Here is a 23928-nt window from a genome sequence, read left to right as displayed (position 1 = left end):
GATCACGGGCCACCAGCCGGACGCAGCTCGTAGCGGGGATTGAACATCACCTTACGGCCGTCCTGGACGCTCACCAGGCCCTCGGCCTTGACCACCCGGCCGGGCTCGATGCCGACGATCTTGCGGCGGCCGAGCCAGACGAGGTCGATAACGTCGGATCCGTCGTACAGCTCCGCCTCCAGGGCCGGCGCGCCTCCGCGCGGCCGGAGGGTGACGGTGCGCAGCGTACCCGCCACGCAGAACCTCTGCCGGCCGCCGCACCGGGCGATCGGCGTCGCGCCTTGGCGCCCCAGGTCCTCCTGAAGCTCAGCGGCCTCCAGCTCGGCCTGACTCGTCGTCAGCCGGTGGAAGAAGCCCCGCAGTCCGCCGCGTTTGGCAGGCTCCGGCGTGCCCATCGGTCGCTCACCCAGCTTCCTCGTCCGCGGTTCCCGCGGACCGTGGTCGTGCCGTCTCAAGGTTAGGGGACGGTTCCCCCGCAGCATACGTGAGGCGTCCCCCGGCCAGAAGGACGGGAAAGGGCACGGCTTGCCCCCGGCATGTTCAACGTGCGGAGGACCGGGAGGTCCCCCGCGCGCTCAGCGGGTCTCGGTGATCTCCGGACCCCGCTCGAACGGCCGGAACTCCTCCTGCTCGGCCGCCTGCTGCTCGACGGCCTGCCGGGCCTCGGCCGGCAGCCGCAGCTGGATCGGCTCCTTGGGCGGCATCGGGTCGTCGCCCCGGACGACCACGACCCCGCGCACCACGTCCTCCAGGACGGCCGCGGCCGCCTCGTCGAGCGCGGCCCGTCCGCTGATCACGGCCCGCAGGAACCACCGCGGCCCGTCCACCCCGAGGTACCGGACAGGCTGGAGCCCCTGCCCCTGCCCCTGTGCCGGGACCTGCGCGGCCAGCTCGGGGCCGAAGGGGCCCTCCTGCTCCCGCGCCGTGCCGCCCGCGGCCCCGACCTCGCGCGCCAGCTCGGCCCGCACCTCTTCCCAGATGCCGCTCCGCTTGGGGGCGGCGAACGCGTGCAGCTGGAGGGCGCTCTCCTCCACGAGGACGACGGCGCCGTCGATGTGCTCGCCCGCCATGCTGAGCTGCACCTCGAATCCCGGTCCGATGGGCAGCAGCAGGCCGCCCAGGTCGACCCGCTCGGCCTCCGGGTATCCCTCCTGCGCGTCCCACGGGCCGTTCTCACGGGCCGGGTCCGGGGCGGGCCTCTCCTCCCGCGCGACGACCGGTGCCGTCTCCTCCTCCGCGCGTCGCCGGCGTCCGAACACTTCCTTCACTCTCCTCATGTCTGCGGCTCACCCGATCGAGGGGCCGCCGGCGGCCTTGCCCCGGCGCTCCCCCGCCCGGTCAGGCCCCTGTCGAGCCGAAGCCGTTCGCGCCCCGGACGGAGCCGGGCAGGCGGTCCACCTCGTAGAAGGCGGCCCTCTCCACCCGCTGGATCACCAGCTGGGCGATGCGGTCGCCGCGCCTGAGCCGTGCCGCGTTCTTCGTGTCGGTGTTGAGCAGCGTCACCCGGATCTCGCCCCGGTAGCCCGCGTCCACCGTGCCGGGGGCGTTCACCAGCGTCACGCCGAACGCGGCGGCCAGCCCGGAGCGCGGGTGGACGAACGCGGCGTAGCCGTCCGGCAGCGCGATGGCCACGCCGGTGCCCACCACGACCCGCTCGCCGGGGAGGAGCTCCACGTCCTCCACGGCGTACAGGTCCGCCCCGGCGTCGCCGGGATGGGCGTACGACGGCAGCGGAAGCCCCGGGTCGAGCCGGTGGATCAGCACCTCGACGCCCGCTTCCACGTTACGCTCGCTCACGAGGCAAGACCCTACCTGTTGCGGTGGGGCGAGACCGCCTCTCCGGCCGTCGCCGGAGAGTGTGCCGCGTCAGGCTCGGGCTCGGGCTGTCCCGGTTCGTCCGGAGATGCCGCAACCGCCGGCGGCACCTCCTGCCCGGTGAGCTCGTCGGACGGCTCGGGCGGCGCCGGCGCGTCGGGATGCTCGGCCGCCGGGAGTGCCTGCTGGTCGCGTCGCAGCTCGGGCAGGGCGCGGTAGATGACCGCCGTCAGCGGCACGGCCACCACGGCGCCCGCGATGCCGCCGAGGACGCCGCCGACCGCGAGGACGAGGATGATCGCCAGCGGGTGGAACGCCAGGGCCCGGCCGACGATGAGCGGCTGGAGCACGTGGTTCTCCAACTGCTGCTCGACCACCAGGATGCCCACGAAGATCAGCGCGTAGAACCAGCCCTGCGAGCCGAAGGTCACGAGCGTCGCGAGGCCGCCCGCGAAGAGGATGCCGACGATCGGGATGAAGCTGGCCAGGAAGACCAGCACCGCCAGCGGCGCCCACAGCGGCACCCGCATCCCGGCCAGGACCACGCCGATCACGATCCCGTGGATGGCCGCGACGGCCACCGTGCCGTGCACGTAGTGGGAGATCGTCGCCCACGCCGCACGGCCCGCCCGGTCGACCCGGGGCGTTGCGCGGCCGAAGGCCCGCAGGAACCAGGTCCAGATCCGGTCGCCGTCCTTCAGCAGGAAGAAGGTGATGAACAGGATCAGCACGATCGAGGTGAGCACCTCGACGACCGCTGTGGCGCCGGTCAGCAGCGTGCTGGTGATCTGGCTGCGCTGCTGGTTGACCTGGCTGCTCAGCTCGTCGACGAAGTCGGCGATCTGCGCCTCCTTCAGGTGGAACGGTCCGTGCAGCAGCCAGTCCTGGGCGTTGCGCGCGGTCTGCTGGACCTGCGCCACCAGACGCGGGAACTCCTCGTTGGCCCGCAGGCCGATCATGAAGCCGATGCCCACGATCAGCGCGAGGCCCAGCAGCATGGTGATCCAGGTGGCGTATATGGGCCGCAGGCCGGCTGTGCGCAGCCGCCTCGTCAGCGGGTACAGCAGGGCGGTCAGCAGCAGCGCGACCGCCACCGGCAGGACGACGAAGCTGAGCCGGCCGATGATCAGCGAGACGACGTAGATCATCGCGCCGAGCAGCAGCAGGCGCCAGCTCCACGCGGCCATCGTGACGAGAGCCGGAGGGACACCCTCGCTCTCGCGTCGGTTAGACGAGATCACCTGTCCAGCCTGGCATGTCCGCGCTCCAAACGCGCAGCCGTTTTACCCGGCGTCCACCGCGGGCGGGGGACCGCGACCCGCGTCCGGGAAAGTCCTTGCCAGGACTTTGCCCGGACGGGGTGTCGTACCCGTGCTCCGTGCCTCCGTACGGGTCAGGCCCCCAGCGTGGCGGTCACGGTCAGCGGGGCGTCCGCGTCCGCCGCGGCCTCGGCGGGCGCCTCCAGCACGAACTCCTCCACGTTGCCCGCGGCGCACAGGTCGTCCTGCGCCTGGCGCACCAGGCCGGCCTGGGCGCCGCTGACGACGAGCCGGGAGACCTCGGCGCGCATCGAGAGCCTGGCCTCGGACTTGGCCCGGCGGACCTGCCGCAGGACCTCTCCGACCGCGTCCAGCACGGCCGGGTCGCCGTCCGCGCCCGGCGCCAGGTCGTCCGGGGAGGGCCAGGCGGCGCGGTGCACCGACCCGGCGCGCCACCACGACCAGACCTCCTCGGTCACGAACGGCAGGAACGGCGCGAACAGCCGCAGCAGCACGTCGAGCGCCTGCCGCAGCGCCGCCACGGCGGACGGGTCGCCGTTGTACGCCCTGGCCTTCACCAGCTCGACGTAGTCGTCGCAGAAGGCCCAGAAGAACCGCTCGGTGCGCTCCAGGGCCCGCGTGTAGTCGTAGCCCTCGAACGCCTCGGTGGCCTCGCCCACCACGGCGCGCAGGGCCGCCAGCATCGACCGGTCGACCGGCTCGGTGACCTCCGGCGTCCCGCTGGGCTCGAAGCCCAGCACGAACTTCGACGCGTTGAGGATCTTGATGGCCAGGCGGCGGCCGATCTTGATCTGGCCGGTGTCGAAGGCCGTGTCGGTGCCCGGCCGCCCGCTGGCCGCCCAGTAGCGGACGGCGTCGGAGCCGTACTCCTCCAGCAGGCTCACGGGCGTGACGACGTTGCCCTTGGACTTCGACATCTTCTTGCGGTCCGGGTCGAGGATCCACCCGGAGATCGCGGCGTGCCGCCACGGCAGCCCGCCGTGCTCCAGATGGGCCCGGACGACCGTGGAGAACAGCCAGGTACGGATGATCTCGTGCGCCTGGGGCCGCAGGTCCATCGGGAAGACCCGGCGGAACAGGTCGTCGTCCCGCTCCCAGCCGCCCGCGATCTGCGGGCTCAGCGAGGACGTCGCCCAGGTGTCCATGACGTCCGGGTCGGCCACGAAGCCGAGCGGCTTGCCCCGCATGTCCTCGGTGAAGCCGGGAGGCGTGTCGGACGAGGGGTCGACGGGCAGCGCCGACTCCGGCGGCGTGATCGGCGCCTCGTAGACGGGCTCGCCCTCCGCGTCGAGCGGGTACCACACCGGGATCGGCACGCCGAAGAAGCGCTGCCGGGAGATGAGCCAGTCGCCCGCCAGGCCCTCGACCCAGTTCTCGTACCGGACCCGCATGTGCGGCGGGTGCCACACCAGCTCCCGGCCCCGATCGAGCAGCGCGGCCCGCAGGCCCGCGTCCCGGCCGCCGTTGCGGATGTACCACTGGCGGGTGGTGACGATCTCGAGCGGGCGGTCGCCCTTCTCGTAGAACTTCACCGGGCGCCGGATCGGGCGGGGCTCGCCGTCCAGGTGGCCGGACTCCCGCAGCATCTCCACCACGCGCTCGCGCGCGCCGTGCACGGTCCTGCCCGCCAGCTCCCCGTACGGCTCGGCGGGGACGCCCTGGGGCGGCTCGGGGAGCAGGCGGCCGTCCCAGCCGATGATCGGGCGGGTCGGCAGGTCGAGCTCGCGCCACCAGGTGACGTCGGTGACGTCGCCGAAGGTGCAGATCATCGCGATGCCTGAACCCTTGTCCGGCTCCGCGAGGTGGTGGGCCACGACGGGCACCTCGACCCCGAAGACCGGGGTGCGGACCGTCGTGCCGAACAGCGGCCGGTAGCGCTCGTCGTCCGGGTGGGCGACCAGCGCCACACAGGCCGGGATCAGCTCGGGGCGGGTCGTCTCGATCCACACGCGGTCGCCGAAGCCCCTGTCGCGCTGCCCGGGGGACAGGTCGAAGCCGATCCGGTGGAAGGCGCCGGGCCACTCCCGGTCCTCCAGCTCCGCCTGGGCCACCGCGGTGCGGAACGTGACATCCCACAGCGTCGGGGCCTCCGAGACATACGCCTCGCCACGGGCGAGGTTGCGCAGGAACCCTCGCTGGGACGCGGCCCGCGCGCCGTCGTCGATGGTCGCGTAGGTCATCGACCAGTCGACCGACAGGCCGAGGCGGCGCCACAGCTCCTCGAACGCCTTCTCGTCCTCGGCGGTGAGCCGCTCGCACAGCTCGATGAAGTTCCTCCGCGAGATCGGCACCTGCCGCTTGGGGTCGGGCCGGTCCGGCGGGACGAACTCCGGGTCGTACGGCATCGAGGGGTCGCAGCGCACGCCGAAGTGGTTCTGCACGCGGCGCTCGGTGGGCAGGCCGTTATCGTCCCAGCCCATCGGGTAGAAGACCTCGCGCCCCCGCATCCGCTGGAACCGGGCGATCGTGTCGGTGTGCGTGTAGGAGAAGACGTGACCCACGTGCAGGGACCCCGACACGGTGGGCGGCGGCGTGTCGATCGAGTAGATCTCGTCCCTGCTCCGCGTCCGGTCGAACCGGTAGACGCCCCCGGCCTCCCAGCGCTCTACCCATACCGCTTCCAGGCCGTCGAGTGCGGGTTTCTCGGGCATGGCTGCGGGGAGTCGCTGTTCGGTCATGCCTCCACATGGTATGGCGTGCGCCGACTCCCGGCGTGGAGACACTAAGGTCGTTATCGAGGAGGAATCATGGCGGACATGGCGCGGGAGGCCCGGCGGGAGCTGGGCGCCTCGGAGAAGCCGGACATGCAGTGGCGGCTCGTCGGCGGGCTGCTCGGCCTGGTGGTGGGGTTCGCCTCGCGCAAGGTCCTGGCGTTCGCGTGGGAGAAGGCCACGGGCCGGAAGCCGCCGGCGAGCGCCGACTCCCCCGACATCAGCCTCGGCGAGGCGATCGCCTACGCCGTGGTGATGGGGCTGGGCATGGAGGTCACCCGGATCGTCGCGACCCGGGCGGCCGCCAAGAAGTGGCGCTCCTGGAAGGACGCCGCCAAGGACCTCACGCCGTAAGCTGCTCCTCCGCGACGCCCTCCCCCGACTCCAGGGCCGTGAGGAAGTCGCTGGCCCACTTGTCGACGTTGTGCGTGGCCACCCGGCGCCGCAGCGACCGCATGCGGCGCGCCAGCTCGTGCGGGGTGGCCCGCATCGCGGCCAGCATGGCCCGCTTCAGGCCGTCGATGTCGTACGGGTTCACCAGGAAGGCCTGGCGCAGCTCGTCGGCCGCCCCGGCGAACTCGCTGAGGACGAGCGCCCCGCGGAGATCGTGACGGCAGGCGACGTACTCCTTGGCCACCAGGTTCATGCCGTCGCGGAGCGGGGTCACGACCATGACGTCGGCCGCGCAGTACAGCGCCGCCAGCTCCTCCTTGCTGTACGACTGGTGGAGGTAGGAGATCGGCTGGCGGCCGATCACGCCGTGCTCGCCGTTGATCCGGCCCACCCGCAGCTCGATGTCGTTGCGCAGCCGGCGGTACTCGTCGACGCGCTCGCGGGTCGGCGTGGCGACCTGGACGAACACCGCCTCCCCCGGCTTGATCGCGCCGTCGTCGAGCAGTTCGCCGAACGCCTTGAGACGCTGGCCGATGCCCTTGGTGTAGTCGAGCCGGTCCACGCCGAGCAGCACGTGCTCGGGGTCGCCCAGCTCGGCGCGGATCTCCTTGGCCCGGCGCAGCACGCGCGGCTCGCGTACGAGCTGGTCCAGCTCGCCGAAGTCCACGGAGATGGGGAACGCCTCGGCGCGGACGGTCCGGCCCTCCATCAGGATCTCGTTGCGGTGGTTCTGCAGGCCGAGCAGCCGGCGGGACAGCCGGACGAAGTTCGACGCGCCGCCGGGCCGCTGGAAGCCGACCAGGTCGGCGCCGAGCAGGCCCTCCAGGATCTCGTTGCGCCACGGGAGCTGGTTGAACAGCTCGGCCGGCGGGAACGGGATGTGCAGGAAGAAGCCGATCTTGAGGTCGGGGCGCAGCTTGCGGAGCATGGCCGGCACGAGCTGCAGCTGGTAGTCCTGCACCCAGACGACGGCGCCGGGGGCGGCCGCGTCGGCGGCGGCCCGCGCGAAGCGGTCGTTGACCGCCCGGTAGGCGTCCCACAGGACGCGGGAGTAGGTCGGCTTGGCCACGACGTCGTGGTAGAGGGGCCACAGGGTGGCGTTGGAGAACCCCTCGTAGTACAGCTCGACCTCGAGCCCGGACAGCGGGACGGGGATGAGGTGCATGCCCTCGTGGTCGAACGGCTTGAGCTCCTCGCCCGCCGCCCCCGTCCAGCCGAGCCAGGCGCCGTCGCGCCGCTGCATCACGGGGGCGATGGCCGTCACGAGCCCGCCGGGGCTGCGCCGCCACTCCTTGTCCCCCACCCGGTCCACCGGGAGGCGGTTCGCGACGATCAGAAACGAGCTGGTGCCACGCATTAACCCTCCAGGGTCGCCTGTGACCACCAAACGGAAAGCCACCAAGGCCACCCATACCCGTAAGGACGTGCACAATTCACGCTCTGACGTGTGAGGATGATCTCATCGGCGTCACCCGAGGTCTCCAAGCGTCGGACCTGCGGGTGACAGTTCCCTACCCCCCGATGGGGTCGGCCCGGAGGCCCCGATTCGGCCCGGCGAGATCACGACGAGCCCCCTCGCCGGAGGCGAGGCAGGCAAACAGCGAGGGGCGCGGCCGTGTCTGGACTGAGGAGCGCGCGGGAGCGCAGCGACCAGAGCGCGACGAAGGAAGTGCTCATGGCGCGCCTCCGGCACGACCCGCGGCCTGAAGCGCGCCCCGAGCCCGCCTCGCCGGAGGCGAGGCAGGCAAACAGAGCGAAGGGTTCAGGCGGGGGGCAGGGCGCGCTGGTGGCGAAGGTCGGCCCGTACGGCCTCGGCGAGCTTGCGGGTGGCGGCCCGGTTGAGGGCGCCTCCGGCGACGGCGCCGGTGAGGAAGGGTCCGAGGGTGGTGAGGTGGCGGCCGAGGGTGCGCATCAGGCGGTTGCGCAGGGCGGTCTTGGCGGCGGTGCCGAGGGCGAGGGTGGCCGAGCCTGGCGCGAGGGGGGTCACGCCGCGTTGCTTGGACCAGGCGAGGGCGAAGGCGGTCGCCCTCTGGGAGCCGTTCCCGGGGACCTTCACGCCGTACACCTCGTGGAGCTCCGCGAGGAGCTTGACCTCGATCGCGGCGACGACGAGGGTCTCGGCGACGATCTGGGCGGGGGCCGACAGCAGGAGCGGCGGCGCCGCGAACTCGGCAGCGGCGAGCGCTCCGCCGACCGCGCCGACCGCCATGGTCGCCTTGCCGGCGGTGCGGACGAGGTCGTCGGCGAGTTGCTCGCCGGTCAGCCCGTAGTGGTGCTCCTGCAGGGTGGCGTAGTCTCTGACCGGTAACCGCGGGGCGATGTTCATGAACACGTCGGCGAGCCATCGTCCCCGTCCCGCCCCCGACGCGCGCGCCTTCCTCGCCGATTCCGCGAGCGCTCCGCTGAGGCGGCCGAGCAGCCGACGCCGCTCGGCCCCGTCCGTCTCCCCAGGGGCCACGAGCTTGCCGACCAGGTCGGCCACCTCGTCGTTCGATCGATCCGCGTCTGAAGTCAACGGATCCTCCTATGGGTCTCCTAGGCGGCGCACTCCCGGCACACCTGCTGGCCGTTCTTCTCTGAGGCCAGCTGGCTGCGGTGGTGCACCAGGAAGCACCGCGAGCAGGTGAACTCGTCTGCCTGCCGAGGAATCACCCGCAGCGAGAGCTCCTCGTTCGACAGGTCCGCCCCCGGCAGCTCGAGCGACTCGGCGAGGTCGGTCTCGTCGATGTCGATGCTGCCCGACGACTTGTCGCTCCGTCGTGCCTGAAGCTCCTGAAGGCTGTCCTCGCTCAGGTCGTCGTCGGTCTTACGCGGGCTGTCGTAGTCGGTAGCCATCTGCGTACTCCATCCCCCTCATCTATCTGCCTGCGCCTGTGTCGCGCGTCTTCAACGCTCGGGAGGCCGTCGTTGTGCCCGCGGGGGCCGGGAAATTGTGCAATCGGTACCCGCTTGGACGAACGATGAACCTTCCGGCACGGGAGGGGTATGCCGCCTAAGGCTCTGGTTAGCCAAATATGGCGCAAACCACAGTATCGACGGTATGACCCCACCGTGTTCGACGGCACATCCAACCACATGTGCGGCGCGCACGCTCCATCAGCGCGCCGACTGCGGCAACCCAGGAGTCACCCCGGTTCCCGATAGACGTACCGTCACCACGAGCCCCCCGCCGTCTCGGGGAACGGCGGCCACGCGGCCCCCGTGCGCGCGCACGATCGCGCGCACGATGGACAGCCCGAGACCCGCGCCCTTGGCGGATTGCACCCGGTCGGCGTTCAGTCGCCGGAACGGCTCGAACAGGCTCTCCACCTCGTACGCGGGAACATGCGGTCCCGTGTTCGCGACCTGAACAACGGCACCCCCGTCGACAATTCCCGAACGGATCCAGACTTTTCCGGATGCGCCGATGTTGTGCTTAATACCGTTCTCGACGAGGTTCGAGACACACCGTTCGATGAGAACGGGATCTCCTGTCGTCGCCGCCGGATGAAGGTCGTATTCGACCGTGACCCCTTCCTCCTCGGCGAAAGGCGTCAGCTGCTCGACCGCGGTCCGCGCCACCTCCTGGACGTCCACCGGCTTGCGGACCGACAGCTCGCGCTCGCTGCGGGCGAGCAGCAGCAGTCCCTCGATCAGCCTCTCGTTGCGGGCGGTGGTGCCGAGCAGGGTGCGGCCGAGCACCTTGAGGTCCTCGGACGCCTCCGGGTCGGACAGCGCCACCTCCAGCACGGTCCGGTTGATCGCGAGCGGGGTCCGCAGCTCGTGGGAGGCGTTGTCGACGAACCGCCGCTGGGCGTCGAAGGCGGTGTTGAGCCGGGTCAGCATCGCGTCGAAGGTGTCGGCCAGCTCCTTCAGCTCGTCGTCCGGGCCCTGGAGGTCGATCCGCTCGTGGGCGAGCGAGGTCTCCGACAGCTTGCGCGCGGTCCCCGTCATCTTCTTGATCGGCCGCAGCGCCCGGTCGGCCACCACGTACCCCAGGATCAGCGCCAGGATTCCCACCCCCAGCAGCGCCATGAGGCCTCGTGTGATCAAACTCTGCAGGACGGTGTCGGTGACCGAGGCGTTCCTGACCGTGATCTCCTGGTTCCAGTAGTCGATCAGCCATTGGGGCGTGTCGTCCGGAACCGAGAGGCGCACGTGCAGCGCGGTGTCGAGGACGGGCCGCACCAGGAGGTACATCACGAAGAGCAGCAGCGCGCCGGCGACGAAGAACAGGGCGCTGTAAGTGAGCGTGAGCCTCCATCGCACGCTCATGCGATTCGACAGCGCCTTGATCTCGTCGAGGAGATTGGCGCGCTGCATGGGGTGGGCCGTGAGGGGCGGGGGGCCGTCCCAGGCGGGCGGGCCGCTCGGCGGCGGCGGGACCTGGCTGCGGTACGGGCCGGTGCCCATGGCCGATGCCATGCGCCGGCCCGAGCCGCCGGGCTGCGTGTCGTCCCCGCGCCACTCGGACGTGGGGGCGGGCAGGATCTGGGGCGCGGTGGGCCCCTCGGGGCGCCCCGACGACCGGTCGCGCTGCTCGCCCCGCTCGCTCACGTCCCCACCTCCCGGCATCCGCAGGTACGAATCACAATCACAGTCGGTACCCGACTCCCGGCACGGTCTCGATCACCTGGGGCTCGCCGAGCTTCTTGCGCAGCGTCATCATCGTGACCCGGACGACGTTGGTGAACGGGTCGATGTTCTCGTCCCACGCCTTGTCGAGCAGGTCCTCTTGGCTCACCACGGCGCCCTCGGCGCGCATGAGCTCCTCCAGCACCGCGAACTCCTTCTTCGTGAGCGGCACCTCGTTGCCGTCCCGCGTCACGAGGCGCTTGCCCGGGTCGAGCCTGATGCCCGCCCGTTCGAGGACGGGCGGCAGGGGCGGCGCGGAGCGGCGGCCGAGCGCCCGCACCCGGGCGACCAGCTCCATGAACACGAACGGCTTGGCGAGGTAGTCGTCGGCCCCCAGCTCCAGGCCCTCGACCTTGGCGTCCACGTCGCCGGCGGCCGTCAGCATGATGATCCGCGACGCGGAACGCTGCGCGACGAGTCGGCGGGCCACCTCGTCGCCGTGGACCCTGGGCAGGTCGCGGTCGAGCACGATCACGTCGTAGTCGATGTACCCGGTCTTCTCCAGCGCGGCGGCGCCGTCGTAGGCCACGTCCACGGCCATCGCCTCACGGCGGAGGCCGGTGGCGATCGCGTCCGCGAGCACCCGCTCGTCCTCCACCACTAGCACACGCATCGAAGTCCTCCTCATCAGGCACAACGCCTTCATTGTGGCCATATTCGACGTAAGACGCCGGTAAGCGGTTCCGGCGCTCTACGTGAGGTAGAGCACAGGAATTGGGTGGTTTGAGGCAAGCCCGAAGGTGGGTAGGCCCGGGGCTACACCTCATTGTCGTGTGCCGGGGAAGGGCGCGCTCTCTCCAGGATCCGCGTTCGGGGACCACGCACGGCACATTCGCCCCCTGAGAAAGAAGGTGAGATGGGCGAGTTCACGACCACGATCGAAACCAGGCTCGACCAGGCCTACAAGGGTCTTGAAGAGGCCACGACGAGCGGGGACGACTTCCTCGCCGACACCCTCACCGCCGAGATCGAGGATCTGCACCGCCTCGCGGAGGATCACGGCATCCCGATCCAGCGCTGACCATTCGTGACTGAGGGGGCCCGCCGCGACGGCGGGCCCCCTCAGCCGTGTCCGGAGCCGTACCGGCCCGGGCGGACGGTCAGTCGCGTTCGGGGTCGAGGGGCACGAGCAGGTCGTGCAGGTCCTCGAACAGGCCCGGCGCCGCGCACAGGAGCATGTCCACGCCTACCGGCCTGCCGTTCAGCCCGCCGACGCGGGCGCCGGCCTCGGTGGCGACCAGCCCGGCCGCCGCGTGGTCCCAGTAGTTGGCGCCGCGCTCGTAGTAGCCGTCGACCCGGCCGGTCGCGACCGCGCACAGGTCGAGGGCGCAGGAGCCGATCCTCCGGATGTCGCGCACCCGCGGGAGCACCTGCGCCACCACCTCGGCCTGGACGCGGCGGCGGGCCACGCCGTACCCGAACCCGGTCGCGATCAGGGCCCGGTCGAGCGGGACGCCGGTGTTGCAGCTCAGCCGCTCACCCCTCAGCCAGGCCCCGCCGCCCTTGGAGGCGGAGAACAGCTCGCCCCGGGGCACGTTGTGCACGGCCCCGGCGACGATCTCCCCGTCCACCTCGACCCCGATGCTCACGGCCCAGTCGGGCAGGCCGTACAGGAAGTTCACGGTGCCGTCGATCGGGTCGACCACCCACTTCACGCGGCCCGTGCCGGGCGTGTCGCCGCCCTCCTCGCCCAGGATCGCGTCGTGCGGCCTGGCCTCGCCGATGCGGGCGCGGATCAGCTCCTCGGCGGCCCGGTCGAGCGCGGTCACCACGTCCGTGGGGCTGGACTTCGTGGCGAGCACCTCGGGCCGGTCGGGCCGCTTGGCGAGGAGCATCTCGCCGGCCTCCTCGGCGATCTCCACAGCGAGCGCCAGCAGCGTCTCCCTGTCCGGCGGCTCCGCCTCGTCCCGTTCCGGTCCCTGTCCGTACTCGGCCACTCCGACCGCCCCCTCCTCGTCCGATTCGCACCACATCCTGCCAAACCGGGGTGAACGGAAGGTCACCCGGGCGATCAGCGGAGCGACGGCCGCCCGCCGTGCGGCTCCGCGCCCATGCAACGGTCGGCAGGATCGGGCCGGCCCGAACTTCACGACGCATTCGCGCGTCCCATGCTCCATGAGCCCCCGTGCGTTGCCCGCTCCGGCGCTGGCGGTCGCCGCCGCCGTGGCCGTGCTGACCGCCGCCTGCGCCACGCCGCACGCCCGCGAACGCGGGTCCGCGCGGCCGCCGGCGACCGCCTCGGCCACCCCGGGGACGGGCTTCCGGGGCGCCTGGGACTATCTGTATCCCGACAATCCGCCGGCGGAGCACCGGCCCGTGACGGTCCCGGCCGACGAGTCGGGACCGTGGCGGCTGCGCGTGCTCGCCGACTACGGCGTCTTCGACGAGATGACCTGCGTGGTGGCCACGGCTCCCGGAGCGGCTTGGGCGTTCGGGGTCACAGGGACGCAGCGCAGCCATCCGGTCGCGCTGCGCTGGGACGGAGCCCGCTGGACCAGGTACGACCTGGCGCAGACGACCGCCGCTCCGGTGGCCGCGGCCGCCTCGGGGCCGGACGACGTCTGGCTGATGCTGCGGGCGGGACGTCACGGCGGCCAGGTCCTGCACTGGGACGGGGCGCGGTGGTCGCCGGCCGGCGACGGGTCGTTCGCCTCCCTGGGCTCGGCGGGCCGGGGGCAGGCATGGGCGCTGAGCGGCGAGGACACCGCGGTCTGGCTGTCCGAGGGCGGCCCCTGGCGGTGGATGCCGGGACCCGGGGCGCGCCTGGCGGTCCAGGCGCTTTCCGTGCCGCCGTCCGGGACGTACTGGGCGGTCACGAAGGACATGCGGCGCTGGGACTCGGGGCTGTACCGGCGTCCGCCCGGCGGCCGGTGGCAGCCGGTCGGGTTCGGGGGGGCGCTGCCGGCGGACACCCGTGAGAACTCGCTCGACCTCCAGGGGGTGGTGGCCGCCTCGGACGGCGACGTCTGGGCGTACGGCACGTACGGACGGCGCCCCGATCCGGAGGGGGACGGCGACCCGGTGAGGGACCCGATCGCCGCGCACTGGGACGGGCGGGCCTGGCGGGCCGTGGCCGTGCCCGAGGGCTGGCGGTTCACCGGCGCGGCGGTCGTCGACGGGCACGGCGGGCTGCGGGCCGTGGTGGCGAGCACGATCGGCGACGAGGACGCGGTCGCGGCCGACACCGCCGTGCTGACCCTGACGCCCACCGGCCCCGCCACGTCGGCCGAGCCGCCGATCCCGGGCGGGCGGGTGGTGCTCCGGGGGCTGGCACGAGTCCCGGGGACCGGCCGCTTCTGGGCGGTGGGCGCGGCCTACCCGGCGGCGCCGGACATGTCCGCGTCCACCTCCGTCGTCTACGGCTGGCGGCCCTGATCCCGGCTCTGAGGGATCAGCCGAGGGACGGCGGCCTCACCCACTCCTCCTTGAGGACGTGCTGGGCGAGGAAGGCCAAAACCGTCTCGTACCACGCCACGGCGTTGCCGGGCTTGAGCACCCAGTGGTTCTCGTCCGGGAAGTAGAGGAACTTCGACTCGACGCCGGACCTCTGCAGGTCCCACCACAGCCGCAGGGCCTCGCCGATGGGCACCCGGTAGTCCCGGTCGCCGTGGATCACCAGCATCGGCGTCCGGATCTCCTCCAGCGAGCGGTGGGGCGACAGCCGGGCGTACCGCTCCGACCCGAGCACGCCGAACTCCCGCTGCCAGTAGTTGGCCCCGTCGGTGGTGCCGGCGAACTGGTCGAGGTTCCACAGGGAGGCGTGGGTGACGATCGCGCGGAAGCGGTCGGTGTGCCCCGCGATCCAGTTGGCCATGTAGCCGCCGAACGAGCCGCCCATCGCGGCGACGCGCTGCTCGTCGATCTCCGGCCGCTTGAGGCAGGCGTCGGTGATCGCCATGAGGTCGGCGTGGGTGACCGGGCCCCACTCGCCCCAGCCGCGGTCGATCATCTCCTGGCCGTACCCGGTGGACAGGCACGGGTCGGGCAGCAGGACCGCGTAGCCGTGCCTCGCCATGATCCACGGGTTCCAGCGCCAGCTCCAGTCGTTCCAGCTCGACAGCGGGCCGCCGTGGACCCACAGCAGGAACGGCGCCGGGCTCTCGGCCGACGCGCCGGCGGGCAGGACCAGCCAGCCGCGGATCTCGGTGCCGTCGTCGGCGGTGGCCGTGACCTCGGTCAGCGTGCCCGGCAGGTCGAGCGGCGGCGTCGGCGAGGGCAGCGGCGTCACCGCGCCGTCGGGGGCCACCCGCACCGGCGCCGGGGCCGCGTCCACGGCGCCGCGCAGCGCGTAGACCGAGCCGTCGGGCGCCGGGCACAGCTCGGCGTACGCGCCGTCGTCGCCGGTGAGCCGCGCGGCGGGCCCGTCGAGCGGGACGCGGAAGATCGGCCGGCGGCCCTGGTGGTCGGCGGCGACGAACAGCTCCCGGGACGAGGGCGCCCAGGCGACGAACGCGGGGAAGACCCGCTCCATGACCGCCCGGCCCTCGCCGGTCTCCAGGTCGACGACCCACAGGTCCACCTCGACCGGCACCTCCTCGGTGCCGTGCCGCTCCCGGGTGCAGGCGACGTGCCGTCCGTCCGGCGACACCACGACGGGGCCGCCGAAGTCGTGCGCGTCGGACGAGCCGAGCGTGCGCCGGGAGCCGTCCGCGACGTCGAGGGCGACGAGTTCCTCGCGCACCTCGCCGTTGGGCAGCCGCACCCGCCACGTGGTGACGACGGCGGAGCCGTCCGGGGTGACGTCGAACGACAGGTGGTCGCTCAGCGCGCCGTCCGTGTCGGGCGTGAGGTCGCGCTCGTCCTCCAGGCCGTCCCGCACCTGACGGGCGGCGAAGAACCGGGTGCCGGCCGGGCCCAGGTCGTGGTCCCAGTAGCGGACCGGGTAGCCCTCGTGGAGGATGGCGGAGACCCCCGCCTCCTTGCGGCCCTTGCGGCGCTCCTCCTCCGTGGCCAGGTCGCCCGGCAGCACCTGGGCCGCGTACACGACCGTGTCCCGCGCGGTCCGCACGGCGCCGACGCCGCCGGGACGGCGCGCGATCCGCACCGGCTCGCCACGCTCGGGCAGCAGCCACAGCGCGGGGACCTCCTCGCCGGAGTCCTTGACCGTCTCGTCAGGGCGGCGGGAGACGAACAGCAGGCTCCCGTCGGGGGCGAACTCCGCGCCCGCCTCGCCCTTCGACGACCGGGTCAGCCGCCGCGGCTCGCCCCCGCCGTCGAGCGGGATCTCCCACAGTGCCGTGCCGTACGACGCCCCGTCCGGCAGAAGGGACTGGACGACGGACACGAGCCGCGTCCCGTCGGGCGACAGTCGCAGCGACTGCACGCGCGGCAGAGCGACGTACTCACGGATGTCAGGAAAATCAGTCACCGGTCGAACCTATCGCCATCCAGCGGAGGAGCCCAAGGGGCCGCCGTCACGCGCCGGACCGCCGGTCAGCCCGCGTAGGGTGTGGGGACATGGGGAGCACAAACGGGTACGACGCCCTGCTCGTCGTCTCCTTCGGAGGGCCGGAGAAGCCCGGCGACGTCATGCCGTTCCTGGAGAACGTGGTGCGCGGCCGGGGGGTGCCCCGCGAACGGCTGCTCGAGGTCGAGGCCCACTACCAGGGCTTCGGCGGGGTCAGCCCGATCAACCGGCAGTGCCGTGACCTGATCGCGGCCCTCGACGTCGACGTGCCCGTCTACTGGGGCAACCGGAACTGGCACCCGTTCCTGGAGGACACGGTCCGGCGGATGACGCAGGACGGGGTCCGCAAGGCGGCCGCGTTCGTCACCGCGGCGTACAGCTCCTACTCGAGCTGCCGGCAGTACCTCGACGACATCGCGCGCGCCCGCGCCGCAGTGCCCGGCGCGCCCGAGATCGTGAAGCTGCGGCACTACTACGACCACCCCGGCTTCGTCGCCGCGATGGCCGACCACACGCGCGAGGCGCTCGCCCGGCTGCCCGAGGGCGTGCGCGACGACGCCCGGCTCGTCTTCACCGCGCACAGCATCCCCGTCTCCATGGCCCGTACGGCCGGCCCCACCGGCGGGGCGTACGAGGCGCAGTTGCGGACGGCCGCGGCGCTCGTCACGGAGCAGGTGGACCCCGGCCGGTCGTGGGACCTGGTCTGGCAGAGCCGCAGCGGCCCCCCGCACGTGCCCTGGCTGGAGCCCGACGTCTGCGACCATCTGGAGGCGCTGCACGGCGAGGGGGTCCCGGCGGCCGTGCTCGTGCCCGTCGGGTTCGTCTCCGATCACATGGAGGTCGTGTACGACCTCGACGTCGAGGCGGCCGCCACCGCGGACAAGCTCGGCATGCCGCTGACGCGGGCCGCGACCGCCGGCGTCCACCCGAGGTTCGTCTCGATGGTCCGCGAGCTGCTGGAGGAGCCGGAGCCCGCTCCGTGCGCGGCGACCTGCTGCCCCGCCCCGGTCCGGCCGGCCCGTCAGGAGTAGGTGCGGGCGTAGGCGTCGGCGAGCGACAGGACCTTGTCCACGTAGTCCCAGGAGTGGTTGTAGAACCACACGGCCTTCCTGAGCTTGTCGCCGCCCTGGCCGGCGCCGTTCGCGCACAGGTACTTCGCGGCCGTCGGGACGGCGTCGTAGGCGCTCCAGATGTCCGCGTCGCCGTCGCCGTCGCCGTCCACGCCGTACGCCTTCCAGGTGGCGGGCATGAACTGCATGGGCCCGAGGGCGCCGGCCGACGAGGGCCCGTTGTTGCGCCCGTGGCCGCTCTCCACCTGGCCGATGGCCGCCAGGACCGTCCACGACAGGCCGGGGCAGACGCCCGCCGACCGCTGGTAGAGCTCCAGGTAGCTCTCGGGCCGGCCGACGAGCGCCTGGGCCGGCGGCGCGGACGGCGTGGGGGCGGCCGCCCGGCGTACGGCCGCGCCGACCCTGACCACCTGGGCCTTCGGGCCGAGCAGGCGCGCGACGGCGTGGGCGTCGAGCGAGGGCGAGTCGCCGTGGACGAGCACCACGACCGCGGAGGAGAACCCGAGCCGCCGTCCGAGGTCCTTGCCCACCAGGCCGTCCACCCCCGGCAGGCCGAGCGAGGCCGAGGCGGCCACGCGCAGCCGGGGGCCGCCGTCGAGCTGGTACTCCGCGCCCAGGACCATGCCCAGCCGCTTGATCGTTCCCCCGTCGGCGACGAACTCGTCGCGCGCGAGCGCGCTCCACACCTCCGGATGCTCGGCGACCGCCTTGGGCGTCCACGACCGGAACTGGGCCGGGTCCACGGCCAGCAACTGCAGGGCGGTGCCCGACACGCGCACCGTGCCGCCGTCGGCCGCCGCGACCTTCTGCACGTGGCGGAGCTTCGCGATCTTCCGCAGCGTCCTCATCGACACGGCGGCCGGGCTGATGGCCATCAGGTCCGGCGGGGTGACCTGGATCCCCGGGCCGCCGATGACCGGCGAGTTCGACGGCAGCGTGGGGTCGGGCCGCAGCCCGCCGGCCGCCGCCGGGTCGCCGTCCTGCTGGATCGTCGCCGCCGGCCGTCCGTCCTCCGTCACGAGGACGAGGCTGCCCAGGGCGATCACGGCGGTGATGAGTGCGGCCAGTCCTGCCACGAACGTGCGAAGCGTCGCGGCGGGAAGAGTGGGCACGCCGCTCACGTTAAACCCTTCACCCCAAAGACGGAAAAATCACTTGCCACACCTTAGGCATGTGCGTCAGGGTCAAACTGGAAAAATCGCAGTCCGCGTGCCCCGGGAAGCAATGACCCCGTGGCCGCCGAGCTCCCCCAACGGCCGGCCCGGACAGCTCAGGCGCCGAAGGGAACGCGTGATGGTCGGGCCGTATCGAGGGCTGTTCGGCGCGCCAGGAACCAAGGGGTTCGTCGTCGCGGGATTCGTCGGGCGGATGCCCATGTCCATGCTGGGCATCGGCGTCGTGCTGCTCGTCTCCGCGCTCACCGGCTCCTACGCGACCGCCGGCGCCGTGGCGGCCGTCGTGTCGCTCGCGTACGCCGTGGCCGCGCCGCTGTCGGGCCGCCTGGTGGACCGGTTCGGCCAGGCCCGGGTGCTGGTGCCGTTCGTCTTCCTGCACGCGGCCTCGCTGTCGGGGCTCCTGCTGTGCGCGCACGCCCACGAACCGCAGTGGACCCTGTACGCCACGGGCGCCGCGGCCGGCGCCACCGCCACCTCGCTGGGCTCGATGGTCCGGGCCCGGTGGTCCCACGTGCTCCAGGACCCCTCCCGGCTGCACATCGCGTTCTCCTTCGAGTCGGTGGCCGACGAGGTCGTCTTCGTGAGCGGCCCGGCGTTCGTGACCGCGCTGACGACCGGGGTGAACGTGTACGCCGGGCTGATCGTGGCGATCGTCCTCACGGTGGGCGGCACGCTGGCGTTCGCCGCGATGCGCTCCACCGAGCCCCCGGTCGTGCGCGAGCGCGGGACGGCGGGGTCGCCGATCGCCATCCCCGGCGTCGCGCTGCTGTCGGCCGTGTTCCTCGCGATGGGCGCCGTCTTCGGCTCGGTCGACACGATCTCGGTCGCGTTCGCCGACGAGCACGGCAGCAAGGGCGCGGCCGGCCTGCTGCTCGCGTCGATCGCGTGCGGCAGCATGGTCTCGGGCCTGTGGTTCGGCTCCCGGCACTGGAAGATCACGCTGCGCAGCCGGTTCGTGCGCGCGCTGTCGCTGTTCGCCGCCGGGCTCACGCCGGTGCTGCTGGTGGACGACATCCGGTTCATGGCGGTCGCCCTCTTCTTCGCGGGGCTGTCGATCTCCCCCACCCTCATCACGGGCTTCTCGCTGATCGAGCGGCTGGTCCCGGCCCGGCAGCTCACCGAGGGGATGTCGTGGATCTCGACGTCCATCGGGTTCGGCGTGGCGATCGGGGCCTGGGCCGGCGGCCGGCTCACCGACCTCTACGGCGCGTCCAACGCGTACGGGTTCGCCTACGCCAGCGCGCTGCTGGCCGTGGCGGTGGGACTGGGCGGCTCGGCGCTCGTCCGGGCCCGGCACAGCGCGCGCTGACGCGCCGCTTCATGAGCACTGTTCATGTTCCCTTCCGGCCCATAGGGTGGGCCGCAGGCGGAGGATCCGCGACAGGCCTCCGCGAGGAGGAGCATGGACGCCTTCGTGAACTGGGCGCGCAACCAGTCGGCCGCGCCCGCGGAGGTCCGCACGCCCGCGTCGGCCGGTGAGGTCGCCCAGGCGGTCCGGGACGCCGCGAAGACCGGCCGCCGGGTCAGGATGATCGGCTCGGGGCACTCGTTCACGGGGGTGGCGCTCACCGACGGCATCCTGCTGCGGCCCACCGCGCTCACCGGCGTCCTGGACGCGGGCGAGGGCTGGGTCAAGGTCGCCGCGGGGACGCCGATCAGGACCCTGAACGAGGAGCTCGACCGGCGCGGGCTGGCCCTGGCCAACATGGGCGACATCACCGCGCAGACGGCCGCCGGGGCGATCCAGACCGGGACCCACGGCAGCGGGCGCCACGTTGGCGGCCTGGCCGACCAGGTCCTCGAACTCGACCTCGTCCTCGCCGACGGCTCGGCGGCGACCGTGCGCGAGGGCGACCTGTTCGACGCCGCCCGCGTCGGCCTCGGCGCCCTCGGGATCATCACGGCCGTGACGTTCCGGGTCGAGCCGGCGTTCCTGCTGCACCACCGGCGGGCGCCCATGGCGTTCAGCGCGATCCTCGACTCGCTCGACGAGCTCACGGCGGGCAACGACCACCTCGACTTCTTCTGGCTGCCCCACACCGACACCTGCCTCGTCAAGCGGAACAACCGCACACCCGGCCCCGCCCGGCCGCCGGCCGCCGTCAAGCGGTGGCTCGACAACGTCTTCCTGGAGAACACCGTCTTCGGCGCCGCCTGCGCCGTCGGCGCCCGGCTCCCCCGCACCGTCCCCCGGATCAACGCCCTGTCGGCCCGCGCCCTCGGGGCGTCCGAGTGCGTGGACACGTCGTACAAGGTCTTCACCTCCGTGCGGGAGGTGCGGTTCCTGGAGATGGAGTACGCGGTCCCGCGCGAGCACCTGGCCCGCGCCCTGCGCGAGACCCGCGACCTCATGGAGCGCTCGGGCTGGCCGGTCACGTTCCCGGTCGAGGTCCGCGTGACGCCGCCGTCCGACGCCTGGCTGTCCACCGCGTACGGCCGGTCCTCGGCGTACGTCGCGTGCCACATCTACCGGCCCACGCCCAACCAGGCCTACTTCGACGGCGTGGAGGAGATCATGCAGCGGCTGGAGGGCCGTCCCCACTGGGGCAAACTGCACACCTGCGACGCTTCCTACCTGCGGACCGTCTACCCGAGGTTCGGCGACTTCGTCGCGCTGCGCGACACGCTCGACCCGGACGGGGTCTTCGCCAACGATTACCTGGACCGGGTGCTCGGCGCGTCGCGGGAGAGCTGAGGCCAAGGCCGCGTAAAGTCCCTCTCCACGGTCCTGCGCCGTGCGCGTGTCGCGTTGCCCGCGCCGGCCTGTGGGCGGGCACAGTGCGGGGCACGGGCACTCCTGAGCCCGGCGCGCCACTCGAACCGAGGGAGCAAGCAGAGGATGAGACCCTCCCCCAGGTACGGCACGACCGTCCACGCCGCGGCGACGCCGGCGCCGGACGGACGGGCCGCGGGCGCGCGTCAGACGAGAGGACACGACCCTCGCTCTCGCCTCCTGAGCCGTCGTCCCCGCTTCGGCGGGGTCCGGCCGCACAGGATGGCATCCGGAAGCAGGCCGCTCACACATGTCCGGCGGGTAGCGTAAAGGTGAACGCCAGAAATGTGACCGGCGTCACAACACCTGCCGCGCCCCCGGGCGAGGCGATGTTCGGACATGCCGGGTACGGTGCTGGCAGGCAACCGGTTCACGCGAGAGACTCAAGGGTCCGGGGGAAGACAGAGCACGACGACGAAGGGACTCGCATGCAGGAGCTCCGTCTCGTCGCGGTCAGTGAGGACGGCACGTACCTCGTCCTGGCGACGGCCGGGCGGGGCACGCGGTTCACGCTCCCCGTCGACGACCGGCTCCGTGCTGCCGTCCGCGGCAACTTCTCCCGTCTCGGCCAGTACGAGATCGAAGTGGAGAGTCCGTTGCGTCCCAAGGAGATCCAGGCGCGGATCCGCGCAGGCGAGACGGCGGAGGAGATCGCGGCCACCGCGGGCATCCCGGTGGAACGAGTCCGCTGGTTCGAGGGGCCCGTTCTCCAGGAGCGCGAGTACATGGCCCAGCAGGCCCAGCGGGTGTCCGTCCGGATGCCCGGCGAGACGACCCCCGGGCCCACCCTCGGCGAGCTGGTCGCCGAGCGCCTCACCAGGCGCGGCGTCCCCGCCGACGAGATCGACTGGGACTCCAGCAAGCGCGACGACAACCTGTGGCGGGTCAGGCTCGGCTTCGTCTGGAACGGCCACACGCGTCACGCGGAGTGGCTGTTCGATCCCCGCCGCCGCCACATCACCCCGAACGACGACGAGGCGATGCGCCTGTCGGCCGCCGAGTACGTCGATCCCGGGGCCGACGACGCGACGGTCCGCCCGTTCGTGCCCCGGCTCGCGTCCAAGCTCGCCCCCGTGCCGTCGCTGCCCGAGGACCCCTACCGGCGCGCCGAGGCCGACCTGCCCTCCGTGCGGCAGGAGCCCGCCGCCCTGGCCGAGCCCGCGGGCTACCGCCCCGAGCTGACCCCGGTGCCGTTCCGGCTGCCCGACCCCCTCGCCCGTCCCGGTGACGTCCCGGACTACGAGCGGGACGCGCGCGCCGAGGACGCGGCCCGGGAGGCGGCGGAGCGCGAGACGGCCGCCCGGCAGGCGCGGGAGGCCCGCGATGCCGCCGAACGGGAAGCACGCGAGACCGCCGAGCGCGCGGTTCGCGAGCAGGCCGAACGGGAGGCCCGCGAAGCGGCGGAACGCGCCACCCGGGAGGCTGTCGAGCGCGAGGCCCGCGAGACGGCCGAGCGTAAGGCCCGGGAGGACGCCGAACGCGCGACCCGAGAGGCCGCCGAGCGCGAGGCACGCGAGACAGCCGAACGCGAGGCCCGCGAGACGGCCGAGCGTAAGGCCCGGGAGGACGCCGAACGCGCGACCCGAGAGGCCGCCGAGCGGGAAGCCCGCGAGACAGCCGAACGCGAGGCCCGCGAGACGGCCGAGCGTAAGGCCCGCGAGGACGCCGAACGCGAGGCGCGGCGGGCCGAGGAGGCGGCCGCCGCGGCCGCCGTTTCCGCGGCGGACCGGGCCGCCACCGGCTCGGCCGAGACCGACGGAGCGGCCGTCGCGACCACCGGCGCCGGCACTGCGGCGCGCACCACCTCCGACGGCACTCCGGCCCAGGCCGAGGCCGACGGCTCGCAAGCCCAGGACACCGACGGCGCTCCGGCGGGTGCGGGTGCGGATCGGCCCGAGAAGGCCGCGACCGCGCGGGCGGGGAACGCCGAGGCTCCGGACACGGACGTCACCGCCGGGGTGAAGACCGGATCGGACGAGGCGGAGACGTCCACGGCCGGCCCGAGCGCGACGGACACCGCCCGCGACGCGAGCGCCGCACCCGCACGCGAGCAGTCCCAGCGGCGGCGCGACGAGGACACCCCGTCGGCTCAGCCGGCCGGGGCCGACGCGCGCCCGCCCGCGGGACGGGAGACGGCCAAGCCCGTCCCGGTGACCGTTCCGAGCGCCCGGCCCGCGACCGAGGACGCCGCCGCGCGGCCGACGGCCGACAGCGGACGGGACAAGGAGACCCGGGAGACTTCCGCTCCCGCCGGACGCCCGGCGCCGTCGCGGGACACGGGTGAGCGGGCCCCGGGCGGACCTGCGACGCCGGCTCCCGCCGCGCCCACGACGACGCCGGCTCCCGCTGTGCCACCGGCTGCCGCTGCTCCGGCGGCGCCCACGCCTGCGGCGCCGGTTCCGGCGGCGCCCGCGCCGAAGCGTCCCGCGGTGGCCGCCACGACCGAGGGACCCAAGGACGCGCCGAAGGACGGCAAGCCCGAGACACCCGCCCCGCCCGTTCCGAAGCCCGCTCCCCCGCGTCCCCGCAAGTCGCGCGGGCGCCGGGCCTCGGTGCCGACGTGGGACGAGATCATGTTCGGCGCGCGCAAGCAGGACTGACGACGATCGGTGATGGCGGGGGCCTTCGACCCCCGCCATCACCGTCTCCGCGCCCGTGTGAGCCGGCCACCTGTCCCGGGCGTCGCTCTC

Annotated in this window: 20 protein-coding genes; 7 read left to right on the top strand and 13 right to left on the bottom strand. The window is 73.0% G+C overall.

The window, feature by feature from the left end; translation table 11 throughout:
* Positions 1-2 precede the first annotated feature (2 nt).
* The 5 genes from Mco01_RS06105 to valS all read right to left on the bottom strand — a co-directional run bounded on the left by Mco01_RS06105 (position 3) and on the right by valS (position 5773).
* Positions 3-395, bottom strand: a complete 393-nt coding sequence (locus Mco01_RS06105) for an OB-fold nucleic acid binding domain-containing protein (protein WP_036330273.1) — start codon at positions 393-395, stop codon at positions 3-5.
* A gap of 180 nt (positions 396-575) precedes the next feature.
* On the bottom strand, positions 576-1277 hold the full coding sequence (locus Mco01_RS06100; RefSeq protein ID WP_344056408.1) for a DUF3710 domain-containing protein: 702 nt from the start codon (positions 1275-1277) through the stop codon (positions 576-578).
* Positions 1278-1338: 61 nt separating this feature from the next.
* Complete coding sequence (dut, locus tag Mco01_RS06095) at positions 1339-1797, bottom strand: dUTP diphosphatase (RefSeq protein ID WP_204055875.1); 459 nt, start codon at positions 1795-1797, stop codon at positions 1339-1341.
* Positions 1798-1808: 11 nt separating this feature from the next.
* Complete coding sequence (locus Mco01_RS06090) at positions 1809-3056, bottom strand: AI-2E family transporter (RefSeq protein ID WP_239103374.1); 1248 nt, start codon at positions 3054-3056, stop codon at positions 1809-1811.
* Positions 3057-3208: 152 nt separating this feature from the next.
* Positions 3209-5773: a valine--tRNA ligase gene (gene valS / locus Mco01_RS06085; protein ID WP_204055874.1), complete on the bottom strand. Its 2565-nt coding sequence runs from the start codon at positions 5771-5773 to the stop codon at positions 3209-3211.
* A gap of 69 nt (positions 5774-5842) precedes the next feature.
* On the opposite strand from valS, the gene Mco01_RS06080 reads away from it, so the two are divergent.
* Positions 5843-6160 (top strand): DUF4235 domain-containing protein, encoded by a 318-nt coding sequence (locus tag Mco01_RS06080; RefSeq protein WP_239103373.1) that lies wholly within the window; start codon positions 5843-5845, stop codon positions 6158-6160.
* Here Mco01_RS06080 and Mco01_RS06075 read toward each other — a convergent pair.
* From Mco01_RS06075 to Mco01_RS06055, 5 genes are all read right to left on the bottom strand, one after another.
* Positions 6150-7556 (bottom strand): alpha,alpha-trehalose-phosphate synthase (UDP-forming), encoded by a 1407-nt coding sequence (locus tag Mco01_RS06075; RefSeq protein WP_036330280.1) that lies wholly within the window; start codon positions 7554-7556, stop codon positions 6150-6152. The genes Mco01_RS06080 and Mco01_RS06075 overlap by 11 nt on opposite strands.
* A 405-nt stretch (positions 7557-7961) precedes the next feature.
* On the bottom strand, positions 7962-8714 hold the full coding sequence (locus Mco01_RS06070; RefSeq protein WP_204055873.1) for a hypothetical protein: 753 nt from the start codon (positions 8712-8714) through the stop codon (positions 7962-7964).
* Between the two features lie 20 nt (positions 8715-8734).
* Positions 8735-9034, bottom strand: coding sequence for a DUF4193 domain-containing protein (locus tag Mco01_RS06065; protein ID WP_030454398.1), 300 nt, complete (start codon positions 9032-9034; stop codon positions 8735-8737).
* Between the two features lie 261 nt (positions 9035-9295).
* On the bottom strand, positions 9296-10735 hold the full coding sequence (locus tag Mco01_RS06060) for a sensor histidine kinase (RefSeq protein ID WP_239103372.1): 1440 nt from the start codon (positions 10733-10735) through the stop codon (positions 9296-9298).
* Positions 10736-10772: 37 nt separating this feature from the next.
* Complete coding sequence (locus Mco01_RS06055; RefSeq protein WP_204055872.1) at positions 10773-11426, bottom strand: response regulator transcription factor; 654 nt, start codon at positions 11424-11426, stop codon at positions 10773-10775.
* 243 nt (positions 11427-11669) lie between these two features.
* On the opposite strand from Mco01_RS06055, the gene Mco01_RS06050 reads away from it, so the two are divergent.
* Positions 11670-11834 carry a hypothetical protein gene (locus Mco01_RS06050; RefSeq protein WP_198167441.1) on the top strand — a complete coding sequence of 55 codons (165 nt, stop codon included), beginning with the start codon at positions 11670-11672 and terminating at the stop codon, positions 11832-11834.
* 79 nt (positions 11835-11913) lie between these two features.
* Here the strand turns inward: Mco01_RS06050 and Mco01_RS06045 are convergent, their stop codons facing one another.
* On the bottom strand, positions 11914-12750 hold the full coding sequence (locus Mco01_RS06045) for an inositol monophosphatase family protein (RefSeq protein WP_275410468.1): 837 nt from the start codon (positions 12748-12750) through the stop codon (positions 11914-11916).
* Positions 12751-12928: 178 nt separating this feature from the next.
* Between Mco01_RS06045 and Mco01_RS06040 the strand changes: the two genes are divergently transcribed.
* On the top strand, positions 12929-14188 hold the full coding sequence (locus Mco01_RS06040) for a hypothetical protein (RefSeq protein ID WP_204055870.1): 1260 nt from the start codon (positions 12929-12931) through the stop codon (positions 14186-14188).
* A 16-nt stretch (positions 14189-14204) separates the two neighbouring features.
* Here the strand turns inward: Mco01_RS06040 and Mco01_RS06035 are convergent, their stop codons facing one another.
* A complete protein-coding gene (locus Mco01_RS06035; RefSeq protein WP_204055869.1) occupies positions 14205-16181 on the bottom strand; it encodes a S9 family peptidase in 1977 nt (658 codons plus the stop codon).
* 89 nt (positions 16182-16270) lie between these two features.
* On the opposite strand from Mco01_RS06035, the gene Mco01_RS06030 reads away from it, so the two are divergent.
* On the top strand, positions 16271-17251 hold the full coding sequence (locus Mco01_RS06030) for a ferrochelatase (RefSeq protein ID WP_204055868.1): 981 nt from the start codon (positions 16271-16273) through the stop codon (positions 17249-17251).
* On the opposite strand, the gene Mco01_RS06025 is transcribed toward Mco01_RS06030, so the two are convergent.
* Positions 17242-18402 (bottom strand): lytic transglycosylase domain-containing protein, encoded by a 1161-nt coding sequence (locus tag Mco01_RS06025; RefSeq protein WP_239103371.1) that lies wholly within the window; start codon positions 18400-18402, stop codon positions 17242-17244. The two genes, Mco01_RS06030 and Mco01_RS06025, sit on opposite strands and share 10 nt — an antisense overlap.
* A 181-nt stretch (positions 18403-18583) precedes the next feature.
* On the opposite strand from Mco01_RS06025, the gene Mco01_RS06020 reads away from it, so the two are divergent.
* The 3 genes from Mco01_RS06020 to sepH all read left to right on the top strand — a co-directional run bounded on the left by Mco01_RS06020 (position 18584) and on the right by sepH (position 23838).
* Positions 18584-19774, top strand: coding sequence for an MFS transporter (locus Mco01_RS06020; RefSeq protein WP_204055867.1), 1191 nt, complete (start codon positions 18584-18586; stop codon positions 19772-19774).
* A 93-nt stretch (positions 19775-19867) separates the two neighbouring features.
* Positions 19868-21160, top strand: coding sequence for a D-arabinono-1,4-lactone oxidase (locus Mco01_RS06015; RefSeq protein WP_204055866.1), 1293 nt, complete (start codon positions 19868-19870; stop codon positions 21158-21160).
* A gap of 506 nt (positions 21161-21666) precedes the next feature.
* The gene (sepH, locus tag Mco01_RS39730; protein ID WP_275410467.1) at positions 21667-23838 is read left to right on the top strand and encodes a septation protein SepH; all 2172 of its coding nucleotides are present in this window, start codon (positions 21667-21669) and stop codon (positions 23836-23838) included.
* Positions 23839-23928 lie beyond the last annotated feature (90 nt).

It is taken from the genome of Microbispora corallina, assembly GCF_016863035.1.
In the GTDB taxonomy this organism is placed as follows: domain Bacteria; phylum Actinomycetota; class Actinomycetes; order Streptosporangiales; family Streptosporangiaceae; genus Microbispora; species Microbispora corallina.
The sequence above is the reverse complement of the archived record's forward strand: the minus strand, read 5'-3'. Positions and strand labels throughout refer to the sequence as shown.